This is a genomic window from Aromatoleum diolicum, assembly GCF_012910955.1.
Classification (GTDB): domain Bacteria; phylum Pseudomonadota; class Gammaproteobacteria; order Burkholderiales; family Rhodocyclaceae; genus Aromatoleum; species Aromatoleum diolicum.
In genome coordinates this window covers 68,249-91,876 of sequence record NZ_WTVQ01000003.1, presented here as the reverse complement: position 1 = coordinate 91,876, position 23,628 = coordinate 68,249, and the positions used below count along the sequence as shown (strand labels likewise).

At 65.5% G+C, this 23,628-nt stretch carries 21 protein-coding genes; 5 read left to right on the top strand and 16 right to left on the bottom strand.

Features of this window, described 5'->3' with window-relative positions; genetic code table 11:
* Positions 1-20 precede the first annotated feature (20 nt).
* The 6 genes from GPA25_RS02655 to GPA25_RS02630 all read right to left on the bottom strand — a co-directional run bounded on the left by GPA25_RS02655 (position 21) and on the right by GPA25_RS02630 (position 6,673).
* A complete protein-coding gene (locus GPA25_RS02655; RefSeq protein ID WP_343034808.1) occupies positions 21-1,694 on the bottom strand; it encodes a DUF1302 domain-containing protein in 1,674 nt (557 codons plus the stop codon).
* Positions 1,695-2,112: 418 nt separating this feature from the next.
* Positions 2,113-3,171, bottom strand: a complete 1,059-nt coding sequence (locus tag GPA25_RS02650; RefSeq protein WP_169258800.1) for an NADP-dependent oxidoreductase — start codon at positions 3,169-3,171, stop codon at positions 2,113-2,115.
* A 56-nt stretch (positions 3,172-3,227) separates the two neighbouring features.
* A complete protein-coding gene (locus GPA25_RS02645; protein ID WP_169258799.1) occupies positions 3,228-3,698 on the bottom strand; it encodes a nuclear transport factor 2 family protein in 471 nt (156 codons plus the stop codon).
* A gap of 76 nt (positions 3,699-3,774) precedes the next feature.
* Complete coding sequence (locus GPA25_RS02640; RefSeq protein ID WP_169258798.1) at positions 3,775-4,506, bottom strand: SDR family NAD(P)-dependent oxidoreductase; 732 nt, start codon at positions 4,504-4,506, stop codon at positions 3,775-3,777.
* A gap of 10 nt (positions 4,507-4,516) precedes the next feature.
* Positions 4,517-4,903, bottom strand: coding sequence for a hypothetical protein (locus GPA25_RS02635; protein ID WP_169258797.1), 387 nt, complete (start codon positions 4,901-4,903; stop codon positions 4,517-4,519).
* Positions 4,904-4,906: 3 nt separating this feature from the next.
* On the bottom strand, positions 4,907-6,673 hold the full coding sequence (locus GPA25_RS02630) for an FAD-dependent oxidoreductase (protein ID WP_169258796.1): 1,767 nt from the start codon (positions 6,671-6,673) through the stop codon (positions 4,907-4,909).
* A 307-nt stretch (positions 6,674-6,980) separates the two neighbouring features.
* Between GPA25_RS02630 and fdhD the strand changes: the two genes are divergently transcribed.
* The gene (gene fdhD, locus GPA25_RS02625) at positions 6,981-7,871 is read left to right on the top strand and encodes a formate dehydrogenase accessory sulfurtransferase FdhD (protein WP_169258795.1); all 891 of its coding nucleotides are present in this window, start codon (positions 6,981-6,983) and stop codon (positions 7,869-7,871) included.
* Positions 7,872-7,928: 57 nt separating this feature from the next.
* Here the strand turns inward: fdhD and GPA25_RS02620 are convergent, their stop codons facing one another.
* From GPA25_RS02620 to GPA25_RS02600, 5 genes are all read right to left on the bottom strand, one after another.
* The gene (locus GPA25_RS02620) at positions 7,929-9,395 is read right to left on the bottom strand and encodes an FAD-binding protein (protein ID WP_169258794.1); all 1,467 of its coding nucleotides are present in this window, start codon (positions 9,393-9,395) and stop codon (positions 7,929-7,931) included.
* A gap of 158 nt (positions 9,396-9,553) precedes the next feature.
* The gene (locus GPA25_RS02615; protein ID WP_169258793.1) at positions 9,554-10,468 is read right to left on the bottom strand and encodes a DmsC/YnfH family molybdoenzyme membrane anchor subunit; all 915 of its coding nucleotides are present in this window, start codon (positions 10,466-10,468) and stop codon (positions 9,554-9,556) included.
* Positions 10,469-10,509: 41 nt separating this feature from the next.
* The gene (locus GPA25_RS02610) at positions 10,510-11,124 is read right to left on the bottom strand and encodes a 4Fe-4S dicluster domain-containing protein (protein ID WP_224793128.1); all 615 of its coding nucleotides are present in this window, start codon (positions 11,122-11,124) and stop codon (positions 10,510-10,512) included.
* A 74-nt stretch (positions 11,125-11,198) separates the two neighbouring features.
* Positions 11,199-13,796: a molybdopterin-dependent oxidoreductase gene (locus tag GPA25_RS02605; RefSeq protein WP_169258792.1), complete on the bottom strand. Its 2,598-nt coding sequence runs from the start codon at positions 13,794-13,796 to the stop codon at positions 11,199-11,201.
* Positions 13,797-13,908: 112 nt separating this feature from the next.
* Entirely contained in the window at positions 13,909-15,132 is a 1,224-nt protein-coding gene (locus tag GPA25_RS02600; RefSeq protein ID WP_281357679.1) for an acyl-CoA dehydrogenase family protein, read from the bottom strand.
* Positions 15,133-15,756: 624 nt separating this feature from the next.
* Here GPA25_RS02600 and GPA25_RS02595 point away from each other — a divergent pair.
* Together GPA25_RS02595 and GPA25_RS02590 are read left to right on the top strand one after the other, a co-directional pair.
* Positions 15,757-17,040 (top strand): acyl-CoA dehydrogenase family protein, encoded by a 1,284-nt coding sequence (locus GPA25_RS02595; protein ID WP_246265253.1) that lies wholly within the window; start codon positions 15,757-15,759, stop codon positions 17,038-17,040.
* A 47-nt stretch (positions 17,041-17,087) separates the two neighbouring features.
* On the top strand, positions 17,088-17,822 hold the full coding sequence (locus GPA25_RS02590; RefSeq protein ID WP_169258790.1) for a class I SAM-dependent methyltransferase: 735 nt from the start codon (positions 17,088-17,090) through the stop codon (positions 17,820-17,822).
* Positions 17,823-17,833: 11 nt separating this feature from the next.
* On the opposite strand, the gene GPA25_RS02585 is transcribed toward GPA25_RS02590, so the two are convergent.
* From GPA25_RS02585 to denD, 5 genes are all read right to left on the bottom strand, one after another.
* Positions 17,834-18,259, bottom strand: coding sequence for a cupin domain-containing protein (locus tag GPA25_RS02585; protein ID WP_169258789.1), 426 nt, complete (start codon positions 18,257-18,259; stop codon positions 17,834-17,836).
* A 202-nt stretch (positions 18,260-18,461) separates the two neighbouring features.
* Positions 18,462-19,736 (bottom strand): TRAP transporter large permease, encoded by a 1,275-nt coding sequence (locus tag GPA25_RS02580; RefSeq protein ID WP_169258788.1) that lies wholly within the window; start codon positions 19,734-19,736, stop codon positions 18,462-18,464.
* Positions 19,737-19,776: 40 nt separating this feature from the next.
* Entirely contained in the window at positions 19,777-20,268 is a 492-nt protein-coding gene (locus tag GPA25_RS02575; RefSeq protein ID WP_169258787.1) for a TRAP transporter small permease, read from the bottom strand.
* Positions 20,269-20,313: 45 nt separating this feature from the next.
* On the bottom strand, positions 20,314-21,297 hold the full coding sequence (locus tag GPA25_RS02570) for a TRAP transporter substrate-binding protein (RefSeq protein ID WP_169258786.1): 984 nt from the start codon (positions 21,295-21,297) through the stop codon (positions 20,314-20,316).
* A 74-nt stretch (positions 21,298-21,371) separates the two neighbouring features.
* Positions 21,372-22,346, bottom strand: a complete 975-nt coding sequence (gene denD / locus GPA25_RS02565; RefSeq protein ID WP_169258915.1) for a D-erythronate dehydrogenase — start codon at positions 22,344-22,346, stop codon at positions 21,372-21,374.
* Positions 22,347-22,551: 205 nt separating this feature from the next.
* On the opposite strand from denD, the gene GPA25_RS02560 reads away from it, so the two are divergent.
* On the top strand, positions 22,552-23,352 hold the full coding sequence (locus GPA25_RS02560; protein ID WP_169258785.1) for a FadR/GntR family transcriptional regulator: 801 nt from the start codon (positions 22,552-22,554) through the stop codon (positions 23,350-23,352).
* Positions 23,353-23,384: 32 nt separating this feature from the next.
* Positions 23,385-23,585: a hypothetical protein gene (locus GPA25_RS02555; protein ID WP_169258784.1), complete on the top strand. Its 201-nt coding sequence runs from the start codon at positions 23,385-23,387 to the stop codon at positions 23,583-23,585.
* The last annotated feature ends 43 nt before the right edge of the window (positions 23,586-23,628 follow it).

Sequence of the window (23,628 nt, the reverse complement as noted above, 5' to 3'; positions counted from 1 at the left end):
CCAATATCTCCTGTCGATTCTCAGAAGGTTGTCTTGAAAGTCACGGACAACCAGCCGCGGTCATGCAGCGGCGCCATGCCTCCACTGGCGGTACCCATCACGACGGGGCTGATGCCAGGGACGAAGGCGAGCGGGTTGGGGCCCTTGTTGTAGTCGCCGAAATAGTCGGTGTAGGCAACGTCGAGCTTGTACTTCGCCTGGTAGTCGAAGCCCAGACCGATGCTCCAGCTGCCGTTGCCCTCGTTGCCCCCCGCCGGGACGGGCGAGTTGCCGCTGAGGCCCGTGTCGAAGTGGATCGGCATCGTGATGTCGGTCTGCGGCAAGGCGGAGAACCAGGTGGGCGTGAAGGTGAAACCCATACCCCAGGCATCGCGCGTCGCGCAGCCGTCATCCCGGCTGCCGCGGCCGCCAAACGAGTCGGCACAGGCATGCCCGACCCCGGCGTAAAACGCCTTGGTCTTGTTGTCGAGTCGATCGAGGCGGCTGTAGGTGAGTTCCGCCAGCAGCGTCGCCGAATCAAACAGCGCGGTCTTGCCGAAATACGAGATCGCATTCACCAACGCATGCCAGGTGTCGCCGCGGGCGATTTCCGCCGAACCGAACGCCGTGTTCAAGGCCGTATTCCGGCGATGCACGACTTCGGCGCCGATCGCCGTTCCCCCCACGAGCGTCGACAAACTTGCCCCCATCAGCTTCACGTCTTCCGCATAGGCATTGTGAAGCTCGCCGAAGCTGCCGCCGGTGCTCAGCACCGCGGGAAGCTTGTCGTCGAAGCGGCGGTAGTAGACGCCAACCGTGCCCACATCGGTCGCCAGCTTGGCATTGATGCCCCAGCTACCCGCGTCGTCCGGAATCTCGTGAGGCCCGGACTTCAGATTGCCGTGGTACGGAATGCCGAGGAAGTTGGTGCCGCGCTGGAACAAGGGATCGAAGGTGTTGAAGTAGGTGCTGCCTTCGGCGAGCCGGTACGGCTTCCACTCCAGGAAGTACTGGCCCGCGACCGACAGCTTGTCGGTCACCTGCGCCGCGAACGACAGCTGGTTCAACGGAAGGAACAGCTCCTTCGCCTCGGAACCCGGCGTCGCAAGTGCCTTGCGGAAATCGACCGGCCCCTGCGAATACGACACGCCGTGGATCGGCGAGAACAGCGATTCGCCCCAATAGACCGTGTGACGCCCGGCCTTGAGGTCGATCGGCCGGCCGCCCACTTCGAGGCGCCCGAACACGAAGGCATCGAGGATCTCGCCAGAGCTGGTGTACGGGCGCGCCACAGAGTCGGTCAGGCGATTGTTTGGGAAAGCGGTACCCAGGCCGGCCCGCTGATAGGCGGGATTGCCATCGACGTCGCGGTCGTACGCGGCGTCGTACCAGGCCGCGCCGGAAATGCGGAAGCCATGGTTCTTCTTGTAGATGAAGTCGAATTCGGTCAGCAGGTCGAAGCGATTGGTGACCATCTCGCCCTGGTCGAACCGGTGCTCACCCCCCTGCATGCCCCACGAGTCCCCGAGCTTGCGGTCCCGTTCGTCGATCCGCCAGCCGGCGTTGTACTTGACGGTGTTATCCCAGCGAACGTTCAGGTCCGCATTGCCGGTGGTAATTTCGAATGCGTATGCGGCACTGCTGCATAGCGCCGCCGCAGCAACCCCGTGCAGAAGGTGCCACGGAGAAATCCAGAATCCAGAATCTCGCTTCACGTCAAACTCCTCCTTTGAGCTGCGCTTCATTTGTCTTCATCCAACAACTCTTGAAGTCTCTTGCCGGCTTTTTCGTCGCGACACGAAAATGCGCCTGTCGCGAGGACCGGTCCAACCGGCCGGTCGATGCCTTTCGAAGACTTGCCCGCCTTCTCGGGGATTACGCAACACCCAGGTGGCGTGAAACTTTTGGATACCTTGGTGACCGCGTTCGAAACAAGAATATCGACCGACCGGTCGGGTGTCAAGAATATATTTCTATCTATCCAAAAATTGCCTGAAACCCTTGCGTGGCGTGGCCTTCTGGACAGAAACGGGAACGGCGGTGGCCACCGGAAGATGCGCAGCCGGCCGCCTTGGGGCCCTTACGAGGGCTCCAAGGCGGCAGCGAATCGGACACGGCGAACCGGGAGAGTCCTCAGTCCGGCACCTTCATGACCAGGCGGCCGTTGTTGCCCCCCGTGAACAGCTGATTGAAGACATCGGGCGTATTCTCGAAATCCTCGCGCACATCGAGGCGCGCGTTCAGCTGGCCCGCTTTCAGCCAGGCGGCGATTTCGCGATAGGCCGCTTCGCTGGCCGGCGTGCCGAAGTAGTCGCCCACCAGGAAACCTTCGATGCGGGCCGTGTTGACGACCAGGTTCCAGAGGTTTCGCGGTCCCGGCGCAGGTTCGCTGTTGTTGTACTGCGAGACCATCCCGCTGACGGCGATCCGCGCCCCCTTGGCGAGGTTGTCGATCGCCGCTTCGAGGATGTCGCCGCCGACGTTATCGAAGAACACGTCGAGTCCGTCCGGAAACTCGCGCGCGATGGCCGCGCTCAGGTTGTCGGTGGCACGGTAGTCGATGCACGCGTCGCAGCCGTAATCGCGCACGACGGTGGCACACTTCTCCGCCCCGCCGGCGATGCCGACCACCTTGGCCGCGCCCTTCAACCTCGCCATCTGCGCGACCAGGGAGCCGACGCTGCCCGCGGCGCCGCTCACGAGCACCTTGTCCCCGGCCTTCATCGCGGCGATGTCGAACAGGCCGCGATGGGCCGTCCCACCACTCGTGCCCATCGCGTGCAGGTACATCGGCAGTTCGAAACCGGTCGAGACGTCCATCGGCGCGAGGATGCCGAGCGACCCGGTGCGCACCGGGGAGATCTGCTGCGGCCCGACGATCATGTACTTCGCCCACTGCCCGACGCCCGCCACGACCGTGCCGGCTTCGATCTGAGGATTGCGCGATTCGACCACCTTGCCGATCGTGACGCCCATCACCGGGCCGCCCAGCGGCAGCGGCTCCAGGTACCCGCCGCTCGCCGACATCCAGCCGCGAGTGGCCGGATCCATGGCCATGTACAGCACCTTCACGAGACATTCCCCGGCCTGCAGGGGAGGAAGCTCGGACTGGCGGAATTCGAAATCGGAGCGTTTGACCCGGCCCTCCGGACGCTTTTGCAGAATCCACTGATAGTTGGTAATACCCGTCATGCTGCTGTCTCCTCTTATGATTGCTTATGTCGCCTGCCTGCTTCGAATGCCGCCGGCTATGCGCCCGCCTGGCTGCACTCCCATCCCTGCGGATGCTTGCTGGTGAAGGCCGCGCTCACCGCCACGCGCTTGAATCGCCAGCCGTCCGCCGTCCGGACGAACTCGTCGGTGTAGATGCCACCAAACCAGATCGACTCCTTGTCGGCATTCACGCAGGGGCAGAGCATGTGCCACTGCCCGGTCGCGTAATCGCCCTCGATCTTGATCAGCGGATTGGTGACGCCGTGAAATCCGAACGGGAACGGGTTCGAGTTGAAAAATTCGCGTATCGCCTCGCGCCCGTCGAGCCGGAACGAGGGCACGGCTTCCCACGCCCCGTCGGCCACGAACAGCTCGGCCATCCGGTCGCCGTCCTGCGTGAGGCCATCCCAGCCGCAATCGACCGCATTGCAGTAATGAGCCTTGAGTTCGTTGATTTCCCTGACATCTTCCAGCTGCTTCAATCGCTCCTCGACACTTCTCGCCACGGTGCTCTCCCGATTGGGTTCAAGTCCTGCAATGGAACGTCCGGTCGGCGCGTCGCCCCGACCGGACCGTATGCCCTTATGCCGCCAGGAAGGCGCCGTCGACCGTCAGCACGCAGCCCGACACGTAGGAGGCCGCATCGCTCGCGAGCCACAGCACGGCGTTCGCCAACTCCTGCGGCGTGCCGATGCGGTGCAAGGGCACGGAATTGACGATGCTCATCGTGGCGTCCGCCGCGCGCAGCATCGGCGTGTCGATCGGGCCGGGCGCGACCCCGATCACGCGGATGCCGTACTGCCCGTATTCATGCGCGGCCGAACGGGTCAGCGATACCACCGCCGCCTTGCTCGCGGCGTAGATCGACCCGCCGGCGTAGATCGGCCGCAGGCCCTGCACCGAGGCGATGTTGATGATCACCCCCGCGCCCTGTCCGACCATCGCCTGCAGGCCGTACTTCAGGCCGTACAGCGTGCCCTTCAGATTCACGCCGAGGACCGCGTCGATGGCCTCGTCCTGCAGCTCCGCGAGCGGCATCAGCGGGCCGTTGATGCCGGCGTTATTGACCAGGACATCCAGCCGGTCGAAACGCGAAGTCGCGACCCCTACGAGCTCCTTGACGTCCTGTGCCTTCGACACGTCGCACTGGTGATACACGATAGCCGCGTCGTCGAACGGCTCCGGCTCCGTGGCGCGATCTCCGACCACGACCCGGGCGCCGTGCGCGGCGAATCCGATCGCCATCGCGCGTCCCATGCCGGAGTTGCCTCCGGTGACCACGACCACCTTGTCCTTCAGATCATCCAATTGCATCCCAACCCCCTCATTCAGCCTTCGCGCCGTCCGCGATCCAGCGACGGATCACGTCGATCTGTTCCTCGCCCAACTGCATGTCGCCGAAGGGCATCCGTTCCCCGCTGCCGCCCGCCCCGGCATGCGTGCCGACGAGCTTGCGATACAGGTAACTTTCTTCCGGATTACCGGGAGCAACGCGCAGCAGCGGACTCTGCGTGGAGGCAATCCCCACCAGGTTCGCGTACCCGCCCTTCGGATGCAGCGCGAGTCCCGCCGGCCCGTTGCCGGGCAGGTGGCACATCACGCAGCTCGTCTTGAAGATCGGCACCACGTCGCGCGCGAACTGGACGTCACCCGCCTGCGCCATCCCCGTGAGCGCGCCGCACAGCACGCCGACCAGCACTTGCCGACGCATCGCCTACAGCTCCTTGACCGGTGCCGCCGCCGCATTCATGCCGGCGATGTAACCGAAGGCCATCGCCGGCCCGATCGTGCCGCCGGCGCCGAAATAGGCTTCCCGCGAAGGGCTCGCGATGCAGTTGCCCGCCCCGTAGAGCCCCGGGATCGGCTTGCCGCTGGCGTGGATCACGCGCGCCTGCGCGTCGACGACAGGACCACCGTTGGTATCCAGCGCCCCGGCACCGACGATCAGCGCGTAATACGGACCTTTTGCCTGGAGCGGATGCATGGCGGGATTGGGCAGGCCCGTTTTCACCGACCAGCGCGTGTTCTCGCGCGCCGGCTGGAAGAACAGCGCCCACGCTCGATCGTATTCGGCCTCTCCCCGGTGGAAATCGGGATCGACACCGCGCTTGGCGTAACCGTTGAAGCGCTCGAAAGTCTGCTTGAGGTTGCGCGAGAATTCCGGTGCCAGCTTCACGGTGCCGATATGCGCGCGGATGCGCTCGAGCCGTGCCGCGATGTTCGTCGCGAGTTCGTCGAGCGTGCCGCCCTGGATCACATAGCCCGCCCCGGTCGGGGTCGCCGGCAGCGGATGGGCGCCGGCGAAGAGCTCGGCCGTGCGCTGGTCGTAGATGATGAACTGCAGCTGGTTCGGGAACTCGCCGTTGTTCGGGTCGAAGGTCAGGTGCGCTTCGGTGCGGTCGTTGTAGTTGCGCTTCTCGTTGACGACCCGCACGCCGTACTTGTTGACCATGAACATCGAGTCCCCCGGCGGCATGTCGACGCAGCGCGCAAGAGAGCGATTCTCGATGCACTCCTCGATGAGCGCCTGGCTGCGCCACGCCGAGCCGAGGTTGCCCAGCCGCGCCCCCGCCGTGCCCGCGATCGTGATGAAGTCGCCGGTCGCGTAGGGCGTCGCGCAGGAGCCGTACAGGAAGGTGCGCTGGTAGAGGCGCACGTAATCCAGGTTGTGCGCATAGCCGCCGGTGCCGAAGACGACGCCCTTGCGGGCGCGGATCTGCACCACGCCATCTTCGGTCTCGACTTCGACGCCGACCACTTCCTGGCGGGCGTTCAGGATCAGTTTCTGCACGCGGTGGTCGGTCAGGATCTCGACGCCCTGCTTCTTCAGGTAGCCTTCGAGCTGGTCGATGTAGTCGGTGCCGCCGCCGTTGCTGCCGTCGGCCTTGAGCACGCCCAGCGAACGCCCCTGCGAGGTCTTGTCCTCGGGGAGATGATCCTGGTAGTCCGGTGCCGGGCGATTGAGCTGCCACATGTTGAACTGCGCGATGCGCAACGCACCGCGGCTGCGCATCAGGTCGACCGCCTTGTAGCCGTTGTCGTAGAACGCTTCCAACAGCGCGAAGGCGTCCTGATCGAGGCCGAACGTGGGGCTGTCCGGCCGGTAACGCTCCGGATACGAGACCCGGCACAGATGGCGGAGGCAGTCCTCCTTGCGGTCGTCGATGCCGCGCTCGCGCAAGGCGTAGTGGTTCGGAATCCAGAACACCCCGCCGGACTTGCGCGTCGTCCCGCCAGTGATGGGCCCCTTCTCCAGCACCAGCACCTGGCTGCCCGCGTTCGCGGCGGTCACGGCTGCGGTGAGCGCCGCGGCGCCGCTACCCACGCATACCACGTCGACCTCGCGCGCCCATTTCACGCCCGACGCCGCGGATGCCTGGCCGACGCCCAGACCGAGCATGGCCGCAGCGCCGACGCTACGTCCGGCATTGGCCAGCAGGCGCCGCCGCGACGGATCGTGGCCCATCCCTTTCATTGTCATCACTCCTCCTGTTCTTGTAGAGTCCCGACATTGACGAGCCCTGCGCGGCCTGCGGGACTTCCAGCTTTACCGGTGCGAAACTGCGCGATCATGGGACCGCGCAGAGTGGGGACAACGGTACCGACCGTCCGGTCGGTTGTCAATGCCGTTTTCCCCCTATTTTGCGGGCCGCCGAATTTCGCCGAACAAAAAAACATCCATCACACCCGACCAGTCGGTCGGCTTTTGGTGATAAGATCAATCGCACCAGCCACCCTCATGCCGGCTGCGATTGACACACCAAACACATTGCGCTGGAGTCGAGCCCATGAACGTCCCGCGAGATCACCTTCCGCGCCTGTTCGGCGTCACGCCGGCGACTGCCGAGCACCATTCGGCGGCAGGCGGGCGACGCACGATTCCGGAATGCCAGGTCGTGCGCGAGGATGTGCTGACCATCGAGGTCGAGGGCATCGGCGCCTATTCCCTGATGTGGACGCCGACCGACGAGCCTCCGGGCGATGTCGGTTACACGGCCCAGGACGGCGTTCTCGCGGACGGCGACATCCCCGAGGCGCTGGCATTGGCCACGGGCTTCGCCTTCACCGAGGGGATCATCGACACCCTGTCCGACATCGCGGCGATGTGGATCTGTCACGAGCGCCCGGACGTCGTGAACCTGCGGCTGGCGCATCCCGACGAGGCCAACGTGCGCCGCCGCAACGTCGTCGTGAATAGTTCTTGCGGGGTGTGCGGCGGGCGCGAACAACTCTTCGATGGCGTCACCTGCACGGCGCCGCCCACCGGCAACCTGCGCTTGCGCATCGCCGATCTCGCGACCATCCGCACAGGAATGCAGGACCGCCAGCGCGTCTTCGGCGCGACGGGAGGGACACACGGCGCAACGCTCTTCGGGCCGGACCTGCAGCTGCTCGCGGTCGCCGAGGATCTGGGCCGGCACAACGCCCTCGACAAGGTGATCGGCCGCCACTTCCTCAGCGGGCAGAGTTTCGCCGGCTGCGGGGCCTTCATCTCGAGCCGCGTGAGCTACGAAATGGCAGCCAAGGCCGTGCGCGCGGGACTCGAGGTGCTGGCCGCGATCTCCGCGCCGTCATCCCTGGCGATCGAACTGGCGCAGCGCCACGGCCTCACGCTGTGCGGTTTCGTCCGCGACGACCGCGCGATGGTCTACGCGCATCCGCAACGCATCATCGACTGAAGCGCGCGGACCCCTGCACCGCAGGAGGTCCGCATCCAGATCACTCCGGCCCGCGAATCAGGCGAGCGGCGCAACCGCCGCGCGACGTCCGGCGCAACGGCCGAAGAACGACCCCGGCCCGAGGCTCAGCCCGCTCGCGTAGCCCTCGCCGTTCTGCGGAATGCTCGACACGCACGCGCCCGCCGCGTACAGGCCTGCTACGGTGCGGCCCAGCGGCGTCAGCACCTCGCCGTCGACGTTTGTCTTGAGGCCGCCGAGCGTGATGAACAGGTAGGTCGATTTGTTGAACGACACATCGAACGCCGCATACGGGCCGACGTTCAGCGGCTTGACCCATTCGGGATGCTTGTAGAACAACGGATCCACGCCGTTCTCCGCATGGCGGTTGTACTCCGCGAGCGTGCGCTGCAGCGATCCCTCCGGCAACTTCAGTCCCGCCTCCATTTCCTCCACGGTTTCCCAGCCATCCACCAGCGTGTGGTGCGAATAGTCGGTCAACTCCGGATAGGCAAAAATCTCCGCATCGAGGATCAGGTAGGCCTTGTACTCGGGCTGCTCGATGATGTGCGCGGCGGTGCGGCCGTGATACGAATCCTCGGCCACGAAGCGCTCACCGCGCGCGTTCACGAGGATGCCCTTGATCAGCTGCGCCGGCGGATAGAACGAGGCGGTCGCGATCACGCCGTCCATCGCCTGCGTCGCCCCGCCCGCCGACACGCCGAGCTTGATCCCCGCCCCGTCGTTGTACGGGATACCCAGCGGTTCGGAGTTTCCGGTCATCTGCGGCACGTGCTCTTCCAGCATCTCGCGGTTGAGGTTGAAACCGCCGGTCGAAAGGATCACGCCGCGCCGCGCGCGCAGGTGGATCTCCTCGCCCGACCGCTTCACGCGCACCCCGACCACGCGCCCGTCCGCATCCATCACCAGCCCCGTCACCTGGCAGTCGTAGGCCGCGCGGATGCCCTCTGCGGCGCAGCGCGCGAGCAGCGCCTCCATCGCCTGCGAGCCGGCATCGTCGCCTGCGCGCGCGACCTTGTGGCCGCGCGGCGCCGGCCGCGCGACGTCGCGGAACGGCCACACCTTCTCGCTGCCCGTGCTCATCAGGCATTCCGTGGTGTTCAGGAACACCGACTTGCCCGGATAGTAGCTGCGCTCGAACTGAACACCCTGCGCTTCCAGCCAGTCGAAGTGCTCCACGCAGTCGTCGCAGAAGCGCCGTACCAGCGCGGCGTCCGGCGCATTGGTGCTCGCCATGAGAAACTTGTACATCTCGTCGGGCGTGTCGTCGTAGCCGGCCGCCTTCTGCACCGGCGTTCCGCCGCCGAGATAGAAGATGCCCGACGACATCGCGCTGGCGCCGCCGCCGCCGCTCGCACGCTCCACCACCAGCACGTCCGCACCGGCGCGGCGCGCCTCCAGCGCAGCACACGCGCCGGCGATGCCATAGCCGACCACGATCACGCCAGCCTGGTCGTCCCAGTGCGCCACGCGGGCAGCCTCGATCACCTCGGGGATTGCTTTCATTCATGCCTCCATCGGTTTGTTCGGGCAACCGGGCAGCAGCCGACGGCCGGGCCCCGCCTTCCGGCGGCCCGCCGCTCCGGCTGCCGCCGGCTCACCCGTATCGAAAGACAGCAGCGGGTCGCCGGACGGCGCCCGCCGTTAAAGTGGCCGCTGGCCGCTCAATGCCCCGCCGTGCCGCAGGCCGGTGCGGCCCCTGGCGGCGTGAAAGAACGCATGGGCCAGTCGGGCATCACCGGCTCATAGGCACCCGCCAGCACCACGCCGTTGCGGTAGGCAAAGTCGCCGTACAGCCGGCACAGTGCAACCGCAAGCATCAGCGCCGTCACCGCACCGCCGCCGGCAAGTGCCGCCAGCACGGCCATCGCCACCAGCGGAATGACGATGCCGCAAACAACCCCGCCGACAATGAAGCTCGACCGGAGGTCGCCGCGGAACAGCCGCTCGAAGGACGCCTGCACCCCGGCGCTGCGCTCTGCGCGCAACAGATGCAGCAGCGACACCAGTGCGCTGGCAACGAGGCTCACCATCGCCGCCGGCTGCAGCCACGGTGCGGCGTCCGATCCCGCCAGCACGGGCATCAGCGCCCAAGCGAGGGTCAATGCCGACGCCAGCGAGTGCGCGACGAAGGCCAGCGGAACGAAAGGGCCGCGCCACAGGCGGATCGCGCGTATCGAACGCAGCAACATTCCCGCGTAGGCCATCACGGGCACCGCCACCACCAGCGCCGCGAAGGCCAGCGGTCCCTGCAGCGCAGTCATACCCAGATAGCCCGCCGCCACCGCAAGCGTCGCGATGCCCACGAAGACGCCGATGAAGAGCGTCCCGCGGCTTACCCACGACGTGCCCACCCGCGTCACGGCGCGCCAGGCGCGCTGCGGGTTGCCGAGGTGTCCGAGCAGCGCGACGACGGCGCCGACCACGAACAGGATGCCGGGCACCGCGAACAGCCACTGCCCGGTGAAGAAAGCGATCGCGAACAACGCCGCGCCCACCCCCTCCCCCATGAAGCTCAGAGTTTCCTGGGGGCCCAGGTGATGATTGAAGCGAACGCCGGTCTGGTACTTAAGGCTCATGACATCGATTCCTTTGGATCAGGTGATGGGCGCGGGCCGCATCAGGCCTTGAGGTAATGCACGCTCGGCTTGGTGCCGGCATCGGGCAGCAGCGTGAACGACTCGCGTTCGCTCAGCAGCTTGCTCGGGGCGCTTTCCGGGTCCGCGAGATCGCCGAATATTCGCGCCTCCGCCGGACAGGTCTCGACGCAGGCCGGCTGCAGCCCCTGATCCACGCGATCCATGCAGAAGTCGCACTTGATCACCGTGCCTGAGTCCCAGCGGCTGTACTTCGCCTTCTCGTAGATCGACAGTTCGCCGTTGAAGTACCCGGTTTCCAGGATGCCCGGCTTGACGTAGTGGCGATGCTCGTACGGACACGAGGTCGCGCAGCTGCGGCAGCCGATGCACAGGTCGCTCTTGACGGCGACGATGCCGTCCTCGCGCTTGTAGCTCGCCCCGGTCGGGCACACCGGCACACACGGCGGATCCTCGCAGTGGTTGCACAGTACCGGCAGGAACTCACGGCGCGCATTCGGATACACGCCGACCTCCCGTTCATGCACGCGCGCGAAGTAGATGTCCGGCGGCGTGCCGTTGGTGGCTTTGCAGGCAGCCGTGCACGCATGGCAACCCACACACACCTTCAAGTCAATGACCATTCCCAGTCGAGCCATCAGTACCAACCTCCTGCAATCCGTGGGGAAATAATTTTTCGATCTCGTTTGTCGTCGTCGCCACGCGGCGGGCGTCAGCCCACGCGCGTGACCCGCAGTTTCGGACTGGCCTCGAACGCGCCGTCCATGATGTCGAGATTCTTCATGTCGTAATCGAGCAGCTCGCCGAAGTGCGGCCCGGTGTTCTTGCGCCGCGGCGGCAGGGCCTTTGCCCAGCTCCCGCCGTGGTGGTCCATCCCGACGCATTCCGGATGGATGCACTCGCTAAGCAGCAGGACGCCCTCCACCCGGCGCCCGCGCAGGTTCTCCGCCACCACGCGGTCGCCGTCGCGCAGGCCCTGCGACTCGGCGTAACTGCGGTTGAGGATGATCTTGCCAACGTAGGGGTGGTACTGCGCCAGCTCCGCGAGCCACGGGTTGAAGTTCGAGAAGGTGCTGGTCAGGAAGGGCCACTTGAAGCTCACCGCGAACAGCTCGTAGCCGTTCTGGCCGCGCCCGTGTCCCGGCGCCGGGTACCAGTCGACCAGCGGCTTGTAGCGCGACACGTCCCAGTCCATGCCGATCGAGTCGGTCGTTGCCTTGACGCGCGCGCCGGCTTCGAGGAAGTACTCGTAATACACCGGGATGCGGCTCTTGTAGAACGGACGCGGATACTTTTCCTGCACGGTTTTCGCCCAGCGGATGCGCCCTTCCTTGGCGACGTCCTCGAGCGAGAGCTTGCCGGCGGTCATCGACCGGATCCAGCGCTCCATGAGATTCTTGTTGTCGTACTTCTTGCCGGCTTCCAGCGCCCATTCGCCCTTCAGTTCGAGGAACTGGTTGACCGTCTGGTTGAAGGCCGGCAGGAAGCCCGCCTTCTCCGCGATGTCGATCCAGATGTCGACGTTGTGCTTGTAGTCGGTCGGCACGACCGGCTGGCGCAGGTTGATGCAGTACTCGTTGGTCGCCGTCGAGCCCATCGTGTCGGGGATGTTGTTCGCCCCCATGTCGAGTCGTTCGAGCTGCGTCTGCGTCGGGAAGATGATGTCGGCGAACTCGGCCGTCTCATCGATGTTCGGCACGATCGACAGCTGGAAGCCGAATTTCCGGTGGAAGTCCGCCTGCTGCTTGGGGTTGCCCTCGTTGAGGATGTCGTTCGACACCACCTGCACATACACCATCGGGTTGTGCGGCACCTTGTCGTTGAACGTCTTCGGCTCCAGCACGCTGACCTTGCTCACCAGGCCGCTGTTGTACGAACCCACCGCCGCCAGCGAGTCCGCCGACATGTTGTACGGCTTGGGCACGTCCTTCATCGGGAAGGGCGCCGGGAAGGAGTCGCCGTAGGTCGCGATCTTGCCCGCCGCGACAAGGCCGTCGCGCTCGCGCATGCCCGAACCGGCGCCCATCCAGGTGCTGTTCTCGGAGAACTCGGGGTGATGCGCAAAGACGGTGTCGGCGAGCAGCCCGCCGGGCACGTCCACCGCGCCGACGATGGTGTTCAGCATCGCGATCGCCAGACCCTGCTCGAAACCCTGCGAGTGCTGGCTGATGCCCTTGTACCAGTGCGCGCACGCCGGACGCAGCGGCAGCGTGTGGCCGTCCATCTCGATCGTCGATCCGACCGAGGCCGCGGTCGCGAACTCGCGCGCGAGGCGCCGGATCGTGTGCGCCGGCACGGTCGTGATCTCGGCGGCGCTCTCGGGCGTGAACTTGGTCAGGTGCTTCCTGAGGAGCTGGAAGGCGGGCGTGCAAGGCTCGCCGTCGACCACGAAGCTGCCCTCCAGCGCCGGCACGGCGAGCGACGGATCGTCGTACACCTTGGCCTTCTGATCGCTCGTATCCCACAGCTGCGGCTTGCCCGTCACCGGATCGCGGGCGTAGTGCCCGTCCGCGTCGCGGATCAGGTAGGTGCCGTTGCTCAGCTTGCGCACGAACTCGACGTCGTACATGCCGAGCTCATTGACCATCACGTTGATCATCGCCATGACCAGCGCGCCGTCGGTGCCGGGGCGGATCGGCACCCACTCGTCGGCGATGGACGCCGCGTTCGAGCACCACGGGTCGATGACCACCAGCTTCATGCCGCGACGGCGCGCGCGCGCCATCTCGAGGGTCGCGGTCACCGCCGCCCAGTTCGACATCGCCCCCTTGTTCGAGCCGAACAACATCAGGTGATTGCAGAAGTGGAAGTCGGGGCCGACGTGGAAGCCGCCATGCACCTGCTGCAGCACCGGGTGCACGTTGTTGCCGCAGAACGCGCGGCCGCCCGAAGTGTGGTTGAAGCTGCCGAACGAGATCAGCAGCGAAGGCAGGAACCACGGCAGGGTCGTGAAATCGGAAGTCGCGAAGACCAAACCACCCGGATCAACATCCCGGCAATGCTTGACCTTCTCGGCCGTGATCGCGACCGCTTCCTCGTAGCTGATCTCGACCCAGCGCGGATCGACGCCGATGCCCTTCTCGGGATTCGTGCGCTTGAGGGGCTTCGTCACGCGCCGCTTGCTGTAGGCCATCATCAGCTGCGCCTGGCCCTTCGCGCACAGCTTGCCCTGGCTGAAGGGATCCTCGGGGTCGCCGCGCAAGGATACGACCACGCCATCGACCCGACGCGCGAGCATGCCGCAAGTGCCTGCCGGGCAACCGTAGCAGGTGGTCTTGAGCTCGACATCCTCCCACTTACCGCTTTTCACCGACGCTGTCACTCTCTGTCCCTCCAACCATATCGTTATCCCTGCCGGGGACGGGCGCGCTCGCGCCGCCCCGCGCGGGTCACTTCGCCATCACTTCACCGCTACTTCGCCATCACTTCGAATACGCCTTGATGCTCGCGTAGTCGCGCCCTTCGTACTTGCGACACTCGAGCTTGGCCACCGTTCGACAATGCACCTCGTCCGGGCCGTCGGTCAATCGCACGATCCGGGTATTCGCGTACATCTCGGCGAGCCCGAAATCCTGCGAAACACCGCCGCCGCCGTGTGCCTGAATGGCCATGTCGATGATGCGCTGGGCCACCTGCGGGGCGACGACCTTGATCATCGCGATTTCGCCGCGCGCGGCCTTGTTGCCGACCGTGTCCATCATGTAGGCCGCCTTCATGCACAGCAGGCGCACCATCTCGATGTCGATGCGCGCTTTGGCGATGCGCTCCTCCCACACCGAGTGCTCGTTGATCTTCTTGCCGAACGCTTCACGCGACATCAGGCGGATGCACATCCGCTCGAGCGCAACCTCCGCCGACGCGATGTTGCGCATGCAGTGATGGATGCGGCCCGGCCCGAGGCGGCCCTGCGCGATCTCGAAGCCGCGACCCTCGCCGAGGACCAGGTTCTCCGCCGGTACGCGCACGTTGTCGAGGATCACCTCGAAGTGCCCGTGCGGCGCGTGGTCGAAGCCGAACACGTTGAGGTGGCGCACCACCGTCACCCCCGGCGTGTCGCGCGGCACCAGGATCATCGACTGCTGGCGATAGGTCTCCGCGTCCGGATCGGTCTTGCCCATCACGATGAAGAACGCGCAGTGCGGATGGCCCGCGCCCGACGACCACCACTTGTGGCCGTTGATCACGTAGTCGTCGCCGTCGCGGCGGATCTCGGTGCGGATATTCCGCGCATCGGACGACGCCACCTTCGGCTCGGTCATCAGGAAGGCCGAGCGCGTCTCGCCGTTCATCAGCGGCACCATGAAGCGGCGCTTCTGGTCGGCCGTGCCGTAGCGGTGCAGCACCTCGAAGTTGCCGGTGTCCGGCGCCATGCAGTTGAACACCTCGGACGCGAAGGACACGCGCCCCATCAGCTCCGCGATCGGCGCGTACTCGACGTTGGTCAGGCCGATGCTCCTGAAGAAGTCGTCGTCATGATCCGACGGCGGCATGAAGATGTTCCACAGCCCTTCGGCACGCGCCTTCGCCTTGAGTTCCTCGAACACTGGCGGTGTCTCCGTCCAGCGATCGATGCTGGCGGCCTGCTGGTGATAGACCGGAATGGCCGGATAGACATGCTCGTCCATGAAAACTCGGACCCGCTCCATCCACTCAAGTGACTTCTTCGATTGCTCAAAATCCATTTCTGGCGACCTCTCTGAATTGATGACGCAGCCCCGACCCGGCGTGGGCGACGGAGCGTCCTTGCGAATGTGCGTACGCTGACATGACCTAGAGTACCCGACCGACCGGTCGGGTGTCAATCGGTCGACGTGTTGCCTTGCACACCCGTCGTCCTCCTCACGAAATTTCGCCAGCCCCGTCCGCCGGCCCCGGCTTCGTCACGCGGCCGACCGGGCTGCACCCCTTGCAGCGTCCCGAGCACGTGTACTTCATCCGGCTCGGGATCAGCGGGCAGACCGGCGACGCCCGGTCGTGACCGGCATCCGCCGCATGCTCGCCGTCCTGGCCGTGCGCGGTCACCGGCCGCCATGCCTCAGGCCCTTCTGCCGCCATACCGCCCACCCGGATTTGTCCCGCAGCTCCCCTGCACCATCTGCCTCCACTTCGCGTTCGCGCAGCGCCCACACCGGACTCCCTCGCCACGACGTGACCCGGATTCCCGGGAAAGCCGCCCATCACCACGTTTAGTTGACACGCACGATACACGACCGCCCAGTCGGTCGTCTATAATCACCCGAGACCTCGCATTTCCCCATCGGCACGGATCGATGGATGACGAGGCCGGACACGAGGAACCGAACCCGATGGACTTCGACTATTCAGAGAAAACCGAAACGGCCCTGGGAGTGTTGCGCCACTTCATGAGCCGGCGCGTACTGCCGGTCAATCTAAAATGGCACCAGTGCGTCGAACGCGGCGAGTATCCGCTGGCGGTGATCGAGCCGCTCAAGGCCATCGCGCGCGAAGAAGGGCTGTGGAACCTGTTCCTCCCCGGGCTGCGCGAGAACGAACCGGGCACCCGGCTCGGCAACCTGGAATACGCCCCGCTGGCCGAAGCCATGGGCCGGATTCCGTGGTCATCGGAGGTGTTCAACTGCAGCGCCCCCGACACCGGCAACATGGAACTGCTGCACCTGCACGCCACGGAAATCCAGTACGAGCGCTGGCTGCGCCCCCTGCTCGAGGGCCGCATCCGCTCGTGCTTCGCCATGACGGAACCCGACGTTGCCTCATCCGACGCGACCAACATCCGCACCAGTATCCGGCGCGACGGCGACGACTACGTCATCAATGGCCGCAAGTGGTTCGTCACCGGCGCCGCCCATCCTCGCTGCGAGTTTGCAATCGTCATGGGCCTGACGAAGGACGCAGCGGACGAGAAGGCGCACTGTCGCCATTCGATGGTGATCGTGCCGATGAGCACGCCCGGCGTGCAGATCGTTCGCAACATCCCGGTGATGCACCACCTGGCGCCGGAGGGGCATTGCGAAATCGTCTTCCGCGATGTCCGCGTCCCGGCGGAGAACCTGCTCGGCGAGGAAGGCAACGGCTTCGCGCTGGCCCAGGCGCGCCTCGGACCGGGACGCGTCCATCACTGCATGCGCACCATCGGCCAGTGCGAACTCGCGCTTGAAATGATGTGCGAGCGCGCCCTGGAGCGCCGCACCTTCGGCAAGTATCTGAGCGACTTCGCCAACATCCAGGAGTGGATCGCCCACTCGCGCGTCGAGATCGACCAGGCGCGCCTGCTCGTCCTGCGCGCCGCGTGGCTGATGGACCAGCGCGGCAATCAGGCCGCGCGCGTCGATGTCTCGGCCATCAAGCTCGTCGCCGCCCAGTTGCAAACGCGCGTCCTCGACCGCGCCATGCAGGTGTTCGGCGCGATGGGGCTGACGCCGGACACGCCCCTGTCGCTGTTCTGGACCTGGGGCCGGGCGATGCGCTTCTTCGACGGTCCGGACGAAGTTCATCTGCGCGTGCTGGCCCGCAGCGAACTCGACAAGGCCAGGGCCAACCGCGGCGCGACGGCAGCTTACTATCTGCTCGAATAGGACCGCCTGCGCACGACGAACAATCCCATCCAACCGCGATCCGAAAAATGGAAAAACTAGGCCCTGGAAGCAACGCCGACACGCTGCAAGTGCTGGCCATGATCCCGCATGACGCCTTTGCGGTGATCGTCGACGCCGGAAGCGGCGTCGGCCGCCAGACCCTCGCCCTGGCAAACGGTCTTCGGACAAGAGTGCATGCGGTCGATACATCCGAACGACATCTGGCGAGCCTCGCCCGATATTCGGCGGAGTCCGGCCTTGAACATCTTGTCGAAACGCATTGCATCGACATGGCGGACATCCCGCAGACGTTTCCCGAAATCGATCTGCTCTGGGCGGAATGTGCCGCATACCACATGGGCTTCCCCAACGCGCTCAAGACCTGGTTCCGGGCCATCAGGCCGGGCGGGTATGCGGTGGTCAGTGAATTGTCCTGGTTGCGCGAGGAAGTCCCTGATCCCGTACGCGCCTATTTTCAGTCCGGGTACCCTGACATGCGGACCGCCGACCAGAACCTCGCGATCGCGCGGGACGCGGGCTACGATGTGATCGCCACGCACCTGCTGTCGAAAGCAGCCTGGATCGACGGGTATTACGACAAACTCGAACCGCTCGCGAAATCCCTGCTGCAGCACCCCGAACAGGCCGTGCGCAATTTTGCGGATCAAACGCTCAAGGGGATCCGGATTTTCGACTCCGCGGAGGGCAATTACGGCTATGTCTTTTACGTCCTCAGGAAACCCGAGCTGACTTCCACTGCCGTCTGCAAGCAAACGACCTGAACAACAGCGCTTCAGTCGTGGTTGCGGTCTTCCGCCGGATCGTAGGGCACGACATTTTCCTGTTCGGCCGGGTCGTTGCGGGCGACGATTGCGCGCGCGGGTTCGCTGTCGCTCAGGTTGAAGGCCTGGTGCGGAACGTCCGGGGGAATGAAAAGGAACTCGCCCGCAGTGGTGATCACGCTTTCGCGCAGGCCCGCGCCGTAGCGCGTTTCGACCCGGCCTTCCAGTACGTAGATCGCGGTCTCGTAGCCGCGATGCCGATGCGCGGCCGCCACGCCACCGGGCGGGATGACGACCAGGTGCATCGACAGGCCGCGACTGCCGGCCGTTTCGCCCGAAATTCCGACGAAATACGGCAGCCCTTGTCGCGTGAGGATTTCATGATCGGCTCGCACCGCGACAACGGTCGGTGACGATGGCCTCTCCCGAGTCGGCATGGAGTCCTCCTGTCCGCAAGGCCACGGCAAGCTCGCCGCGTTCGTTTCAAGGTAGTCCGCCGGCTTCACCCTGTCGAGGCCATTGCGGCCGCCCCCACACGCTGCGACTCGCGGATCGTTCCGTCACCGGCCGGCACACGCGACAAAAAGCCCGGCATCGCCGGGCTTTTTGACTTCATCGGGGCGCCCTCGCGGGGGACCGTCAGAACGCCAGATCCCGCAGGAACAGCGACAGCGGCGGGAAGTAGGTGATCACCATCAGGCAGGCGAGGATCACCGCGACGAAGGGCAGCAGCGACGAGATCATCTTGTCGAGCGACAGCTTCGCGACCGTGCAGGCGGCGAACAGATTGACGCCGAACGGCGGGGTGATCATCCCGAGCGCGAGGTTCACGATCATGATCGTGCCGAAATGCACCGGGTCGATGCCGAAACTCGCCGCGACTGGCGCGAGGATCGGGGCCAGCACGATGATCGCGGCCGAGGTCTCGATGAACATGCCGATCAGGAACAGCGCGACGTTGACGCCGAGCAGGAACATCGCCGGATTCTTCAGGATCTCGCGCAGGAACTCGCCGATCTGCTCGGGCACGCCGGCGCGGGTGATCAGGAAGCTGAAGAGGCCCGCGTTGGCGATGATGAACATGATCACCGCGGACGAGATCACCGATTTCTTCAGGATGCGGCCGAGGTCATCGACGGTGATTTCGCGGTAGATCAGCGCACCGACCAGGAACGCGTAGAACACCGCCACCACCGAGGCTTCGGTCGGCGTGAACACGCCGCCGTAGATGCCGCCGAGGATGATCACCGGCATCATCAGCGCGAGTCCCGCTTCCCGCAGCGCGACGCGGAAAGGCTTGCGACCAACGTGGTCGTCCTTGCCGTGGCCCTTGATGCGCGACCAGACGGCAACGAAGATGATCAGCACGACGCCGATGAAAATGCCCGGACCGATGCCGGCGATGAACAGCTCGCCGATCGAGACTTCCGCCGACACGCCGTACAGGATCATCGGGATCGACGGCGGGATGATCACGCCCAACTCGGCGGCGGTCGCCTGCACCGAGGCCGCGAAGGGCTTCGGGTAGCCGTGCTTGATCATTGCCGGGATCAGGATCGCGCCGATCGCGAAGGTGGTCGCGACGCTGGAGCCCGACACCGACGCGAAGATCATGCACGTGAGCACGCAGGTGCAGGCGAGCCCGCCCTGCATGCCACCGACGATGGACTTGGCGAACTCGACCAGCCGGCGCGAGATGCCGCCGACTTCCATCAGGTTGCCGGCGAGGATGAAGAAGGGAATCGCGGCGAGCGGGTACTTGTCGATCGCACCGAAGATTTCCTTCGGGATCACGAGCATCGGCACGCTGGAGAACAGCGCGATGCCGGCGACGCTCGCGAAACCGATCGACACGGCGATCGAGACGCTCAGCGCGAAGCCGAGAATCATCGTGAACAACATCGTTACTGACATGTTTTCCTCCGGAGGAACTCAACGCGGGACGCGGGCGGCGTCACAGCGCCGTTTCGAGTTCCTCGTGCACGGGGTCGAAGTAGTGCGCGATGACGGCGAGCATGCTGAACAGCGCGCCTACCGGCAGGGCGAGATAGGCCCACGAGATCGAGATCTCCAGTCCGGCGAGTTCCTGGAAACGCACCTTCCACGTGATATCGATGCCGAACCACAGGATGACGGCGAGAAAGATCAGCGTCACGGTGGTGATGATCAGGTGCAGGGCCTTGCGCCACGCGCCCTTGCTGATCCGGTAGGCGAGATCGACCGAGACCAGCGCGCCATGGCGGAAAGCGGCGACGGTGCCGAGGAACACCATCCAGATCAGCGCCATGCGGGTGCCGACCTCGGACCAGGTGGAGGGCTCGGAAAAGACGAAACGGGTGATGACCTGATAGATGCCGAAGGACGCCGCGAGGACGAGAAACGTGCAGGCGAGCCACAGCATCACGTCGGTCACATGGCTCTCGAACTTGAGTAGCTGCTTGATCATGAGCGTTGCGGGAGGAGCGCGGAGCCCCTCCCTCCTCCGGTGAGGTTAGCGGACGTCCTGGATCTGCTTGATGCGGTCGGCGCCGAACTCCTTGGCGAACACCGTGTAGGCCGGCTGGACCGCTTTCGCGAACTGGGCATGGTCGACCTTCTCGACCACCTGGACGCCGGCGGCCTTGATCGTCGCGATGCCGCTCGCCTCGTCGGCGGTCACGCGCTTGCGGTTGGCTTCGACCCCGACCTTGGCGGCCTCCATGAAGGCCTTCTTGTCGGCGTCATTCAGGCTGTTCCAGACCCCCGGCGAGATGATCAGCAGCGCGGGCGAATAGACGTGGCCGGTGAGGCTGACGTTCTTCTGCACCTGATAGAGCTTGTTCGAAAGGATCACCGGGATCGGGTTTTCCTGCCCGTCGACGGTGCCCTGCTGCAACGCGGTGAACAGTTCGGCCATCGACATCGGCGTCGGCAGTACGCCCATGGTCTTGAAGGCCTCCATGTGCACCTTGTTCTCCATGGTGCGCAGCTTCAGGCCCTTGACGTCGTCCGGCGTATTGACCGGGCGCTTGTTGTTGGTGATGTGGCGGAAGCCGTTTTCCATCCACACCAGCGCGATCAGGCCCTTGCCGGGAAACTTCTTCAGCAGGTCCTGGCCGATCTGGCCGTCGAGCACCTTGTGGGCGTGGTCGTAATCGCGGAACAGGAAGGGGATGTCGACGATGCGCGCCTCCGGCACGAAGTTGCCGACCGGACCGGTCGAGGTCAGGACGATGTCCTGGGTGCCGAGCTGCACCGCTTCGATCATCTCGCGCTCGCCGCCGAGCGCACTGGCGGGGAACTGCTGGATCTTGTAGCGCCCGTTGGTGCGTTTGGCGAGTTCCTCGGCGAACGCATCGGCGCCGGCGGCGTAGTGCGAGTCCTTGGTCGGCGTATAGCCCAGCTTCAGCACGGTCTCGGCGTGCACGCCGGCGCTCAGGCTCAGGCTCAGGCCAAGGGCGGTCAGCACGGTAGTCGCAAGTTTCGAGATTTTCATCTTTGTCTCCTGGTTATGTAGTAATCACGCTCGATGAAACCGGTATTGCGTTGGAGTCGGGGATGGGCGCCCCCTCAGCGCCCGAGTTCGTCCTGCACGTGGGCGCGGACGATGCTTTCGAAATCCGGGTCGGCGGCGAAGCCGAGCGCGGCGGCACGCGCCGCGTCGAAGTTGCCGGGCCACGAATTGACGATGCGGATCACCGCGGCATCGGGTTCCCAGCGGATGCGGGCGACGACGTTCGCACCGGCGACCTTTTCGAGCGCACCGACCATGTCGCGCACCGTGGTCGCGAGGCCCGGCATGTTCAGCGTGCGCGTCGCGCCGAGGCGCTCGCCGTCGATCTCGTGACCATGGATCAGGCCTTCGATCGCCTTGCGCGGCGACATCACCCACATCGGCGTTTCGGGCGCGACCGGGCACACCGCGGGCTGGTCGTTGAGCGGTTCGCGGATGATGCCGCTGGCGAAGCTGGAGGCGGCCTTGTTCGGCACGCCGGGGCGCACGCAGATGGTCGGCATGCGCAGCGTGCGGCCGTCGATGAAGCCCTTGCGGCTGTAGTCGGTGACGAGGATCTCGCCCATCAGCTTCTGCGCGCCGTAGGAACTCTGCGGGGTCGCGACCGTGCTGTCCTTCACCTGTTGCGGCAGCGGACCGCCGAACACCGCGACCGAGCTGGTGAACACCACCCGCGGACGCTTGCCGTGTTCGCGGGCGCAATCGAGGATCAGCCGCGTCGCGTCGAAATTGATGCGCATGCCGAGCTCGAAATCCGCTTCCGCCTGGCCGCTGACCACCGCCGCCAGATGGAACACCGAAGCGGTGTCGGCCGTCAGCGCGCTGCGGATCACCGCCGGATCGGAGATGTCGCCGGTGACGACGCGCACCCGCGGGTCGTCGATCGCTGCCGGTGCTGCCAGGTCCAGCAGGGTCAATGTGCTGATCGGCTGCTGGCGGCCGTCCGGGCCGGCGAGCGTGCCGCGTGCCAGCAGGGCCTTCGCCAGCCGGGTGCCGAGAAAACCGGCACCGCCGGTGATCAATACGTCCATCATCTCCTCCTGTTCGTGGGGTCCGGACGGATCGCCCGGTTGCCAGCTGATACCGGAGGCCTCCCGGCCCCTCTTCGCTGTATCGTGTTTGAACTCTAGCTCATATGGTTGTATGATGACAATACTTCTTCAGAACTTTTTTTGGCCCGATCAGAAAATATGATGACAATATCGGGCACCACCCCACACCATCCGGAGCGAGACCATGGCCGCCTCGACACCTGAGTTCCACATCGAACCCCTGACGAACCAGGGCAGCCTGACGGATCGCGTCACCGAAGCGTTATCCCAGATGATCCGCGGTGGCGAGTTCCCCCCGAAATCACGCCTGCCGACCGAAACCGAGATGGGCAACCGCTTCGGCGTCAGCCGCACGGTGATCCGCGAGGCGGTGTCGCGGCTGAAGTCGGAAAGCCTGGTGGAATCGCGCCAGGGGGTCGGCGTCTTCGTGCGTGACCGCGGTCTCGACACACCGTTTCGCATCGACCCCAATGTCGTCGAATCGATGCGCTCGGTGCTGCAGATCGCCGAACTGCGGCGCGGGCTGGAAGCCGAAATGGCCGCGCTCGCCGCGGAACGGCGCAGCGCCGACCAGCTCGGCGAAATCCGCATGCGCCTGAAAGCGCTGGACAAGGTGGCACCGCTGAGCGCGGAAGGCGTCGACGCCGACATGGCCTTCCACCGCGAAATCGCGCGCGCGACCGACAACCCGCATTTCGTTGCGCTGTGGGACTTCATCGGCCAGTTCCTGCGCGGGGCGATGACGGTGACCCGCGCCAACGAAGCACGCAGCACCGAATACACGGCCCAGGTGCGCGCCGAGCATGACGCGCTGGTCGATGCGATCGCCCGCGGCGACGCCGAAGCGGCACGCGCCGCCGCGCGCCTGCATATGGAAATGGCCGCCGTCCGCATCAAGTCCGCCGACGCCGACTTCTGGGGCACCGAGGAAGGCAAGGCTGCGCGGCGCATCGCCGGCGCGCAGGTCGGTAGCGAAACGACGTGAATGGGGCGGGGGCAGCGTCGGCCGAAATGCCGATGCTGATGCGCATCGCGACGATCCTCGCGCCGATGGTGTCGATCGTCGTGGTCGGCTACCTCTATGGTCGCCTGCGCAAGCCGAACATGGCGATCGCGAACCAGCTTGCGCTGGAGCTCTTCATCCCCGCGCTGGGGGCGCGTCGATCGTGTTCACCGGCAACCTCGCGTCCCTCGCAGTCCTGCCGCTGGCGCTGCTGATCGTGCTGCGCTGAGCCGGCGCCGCCGCAGCGCGACGCCGGAA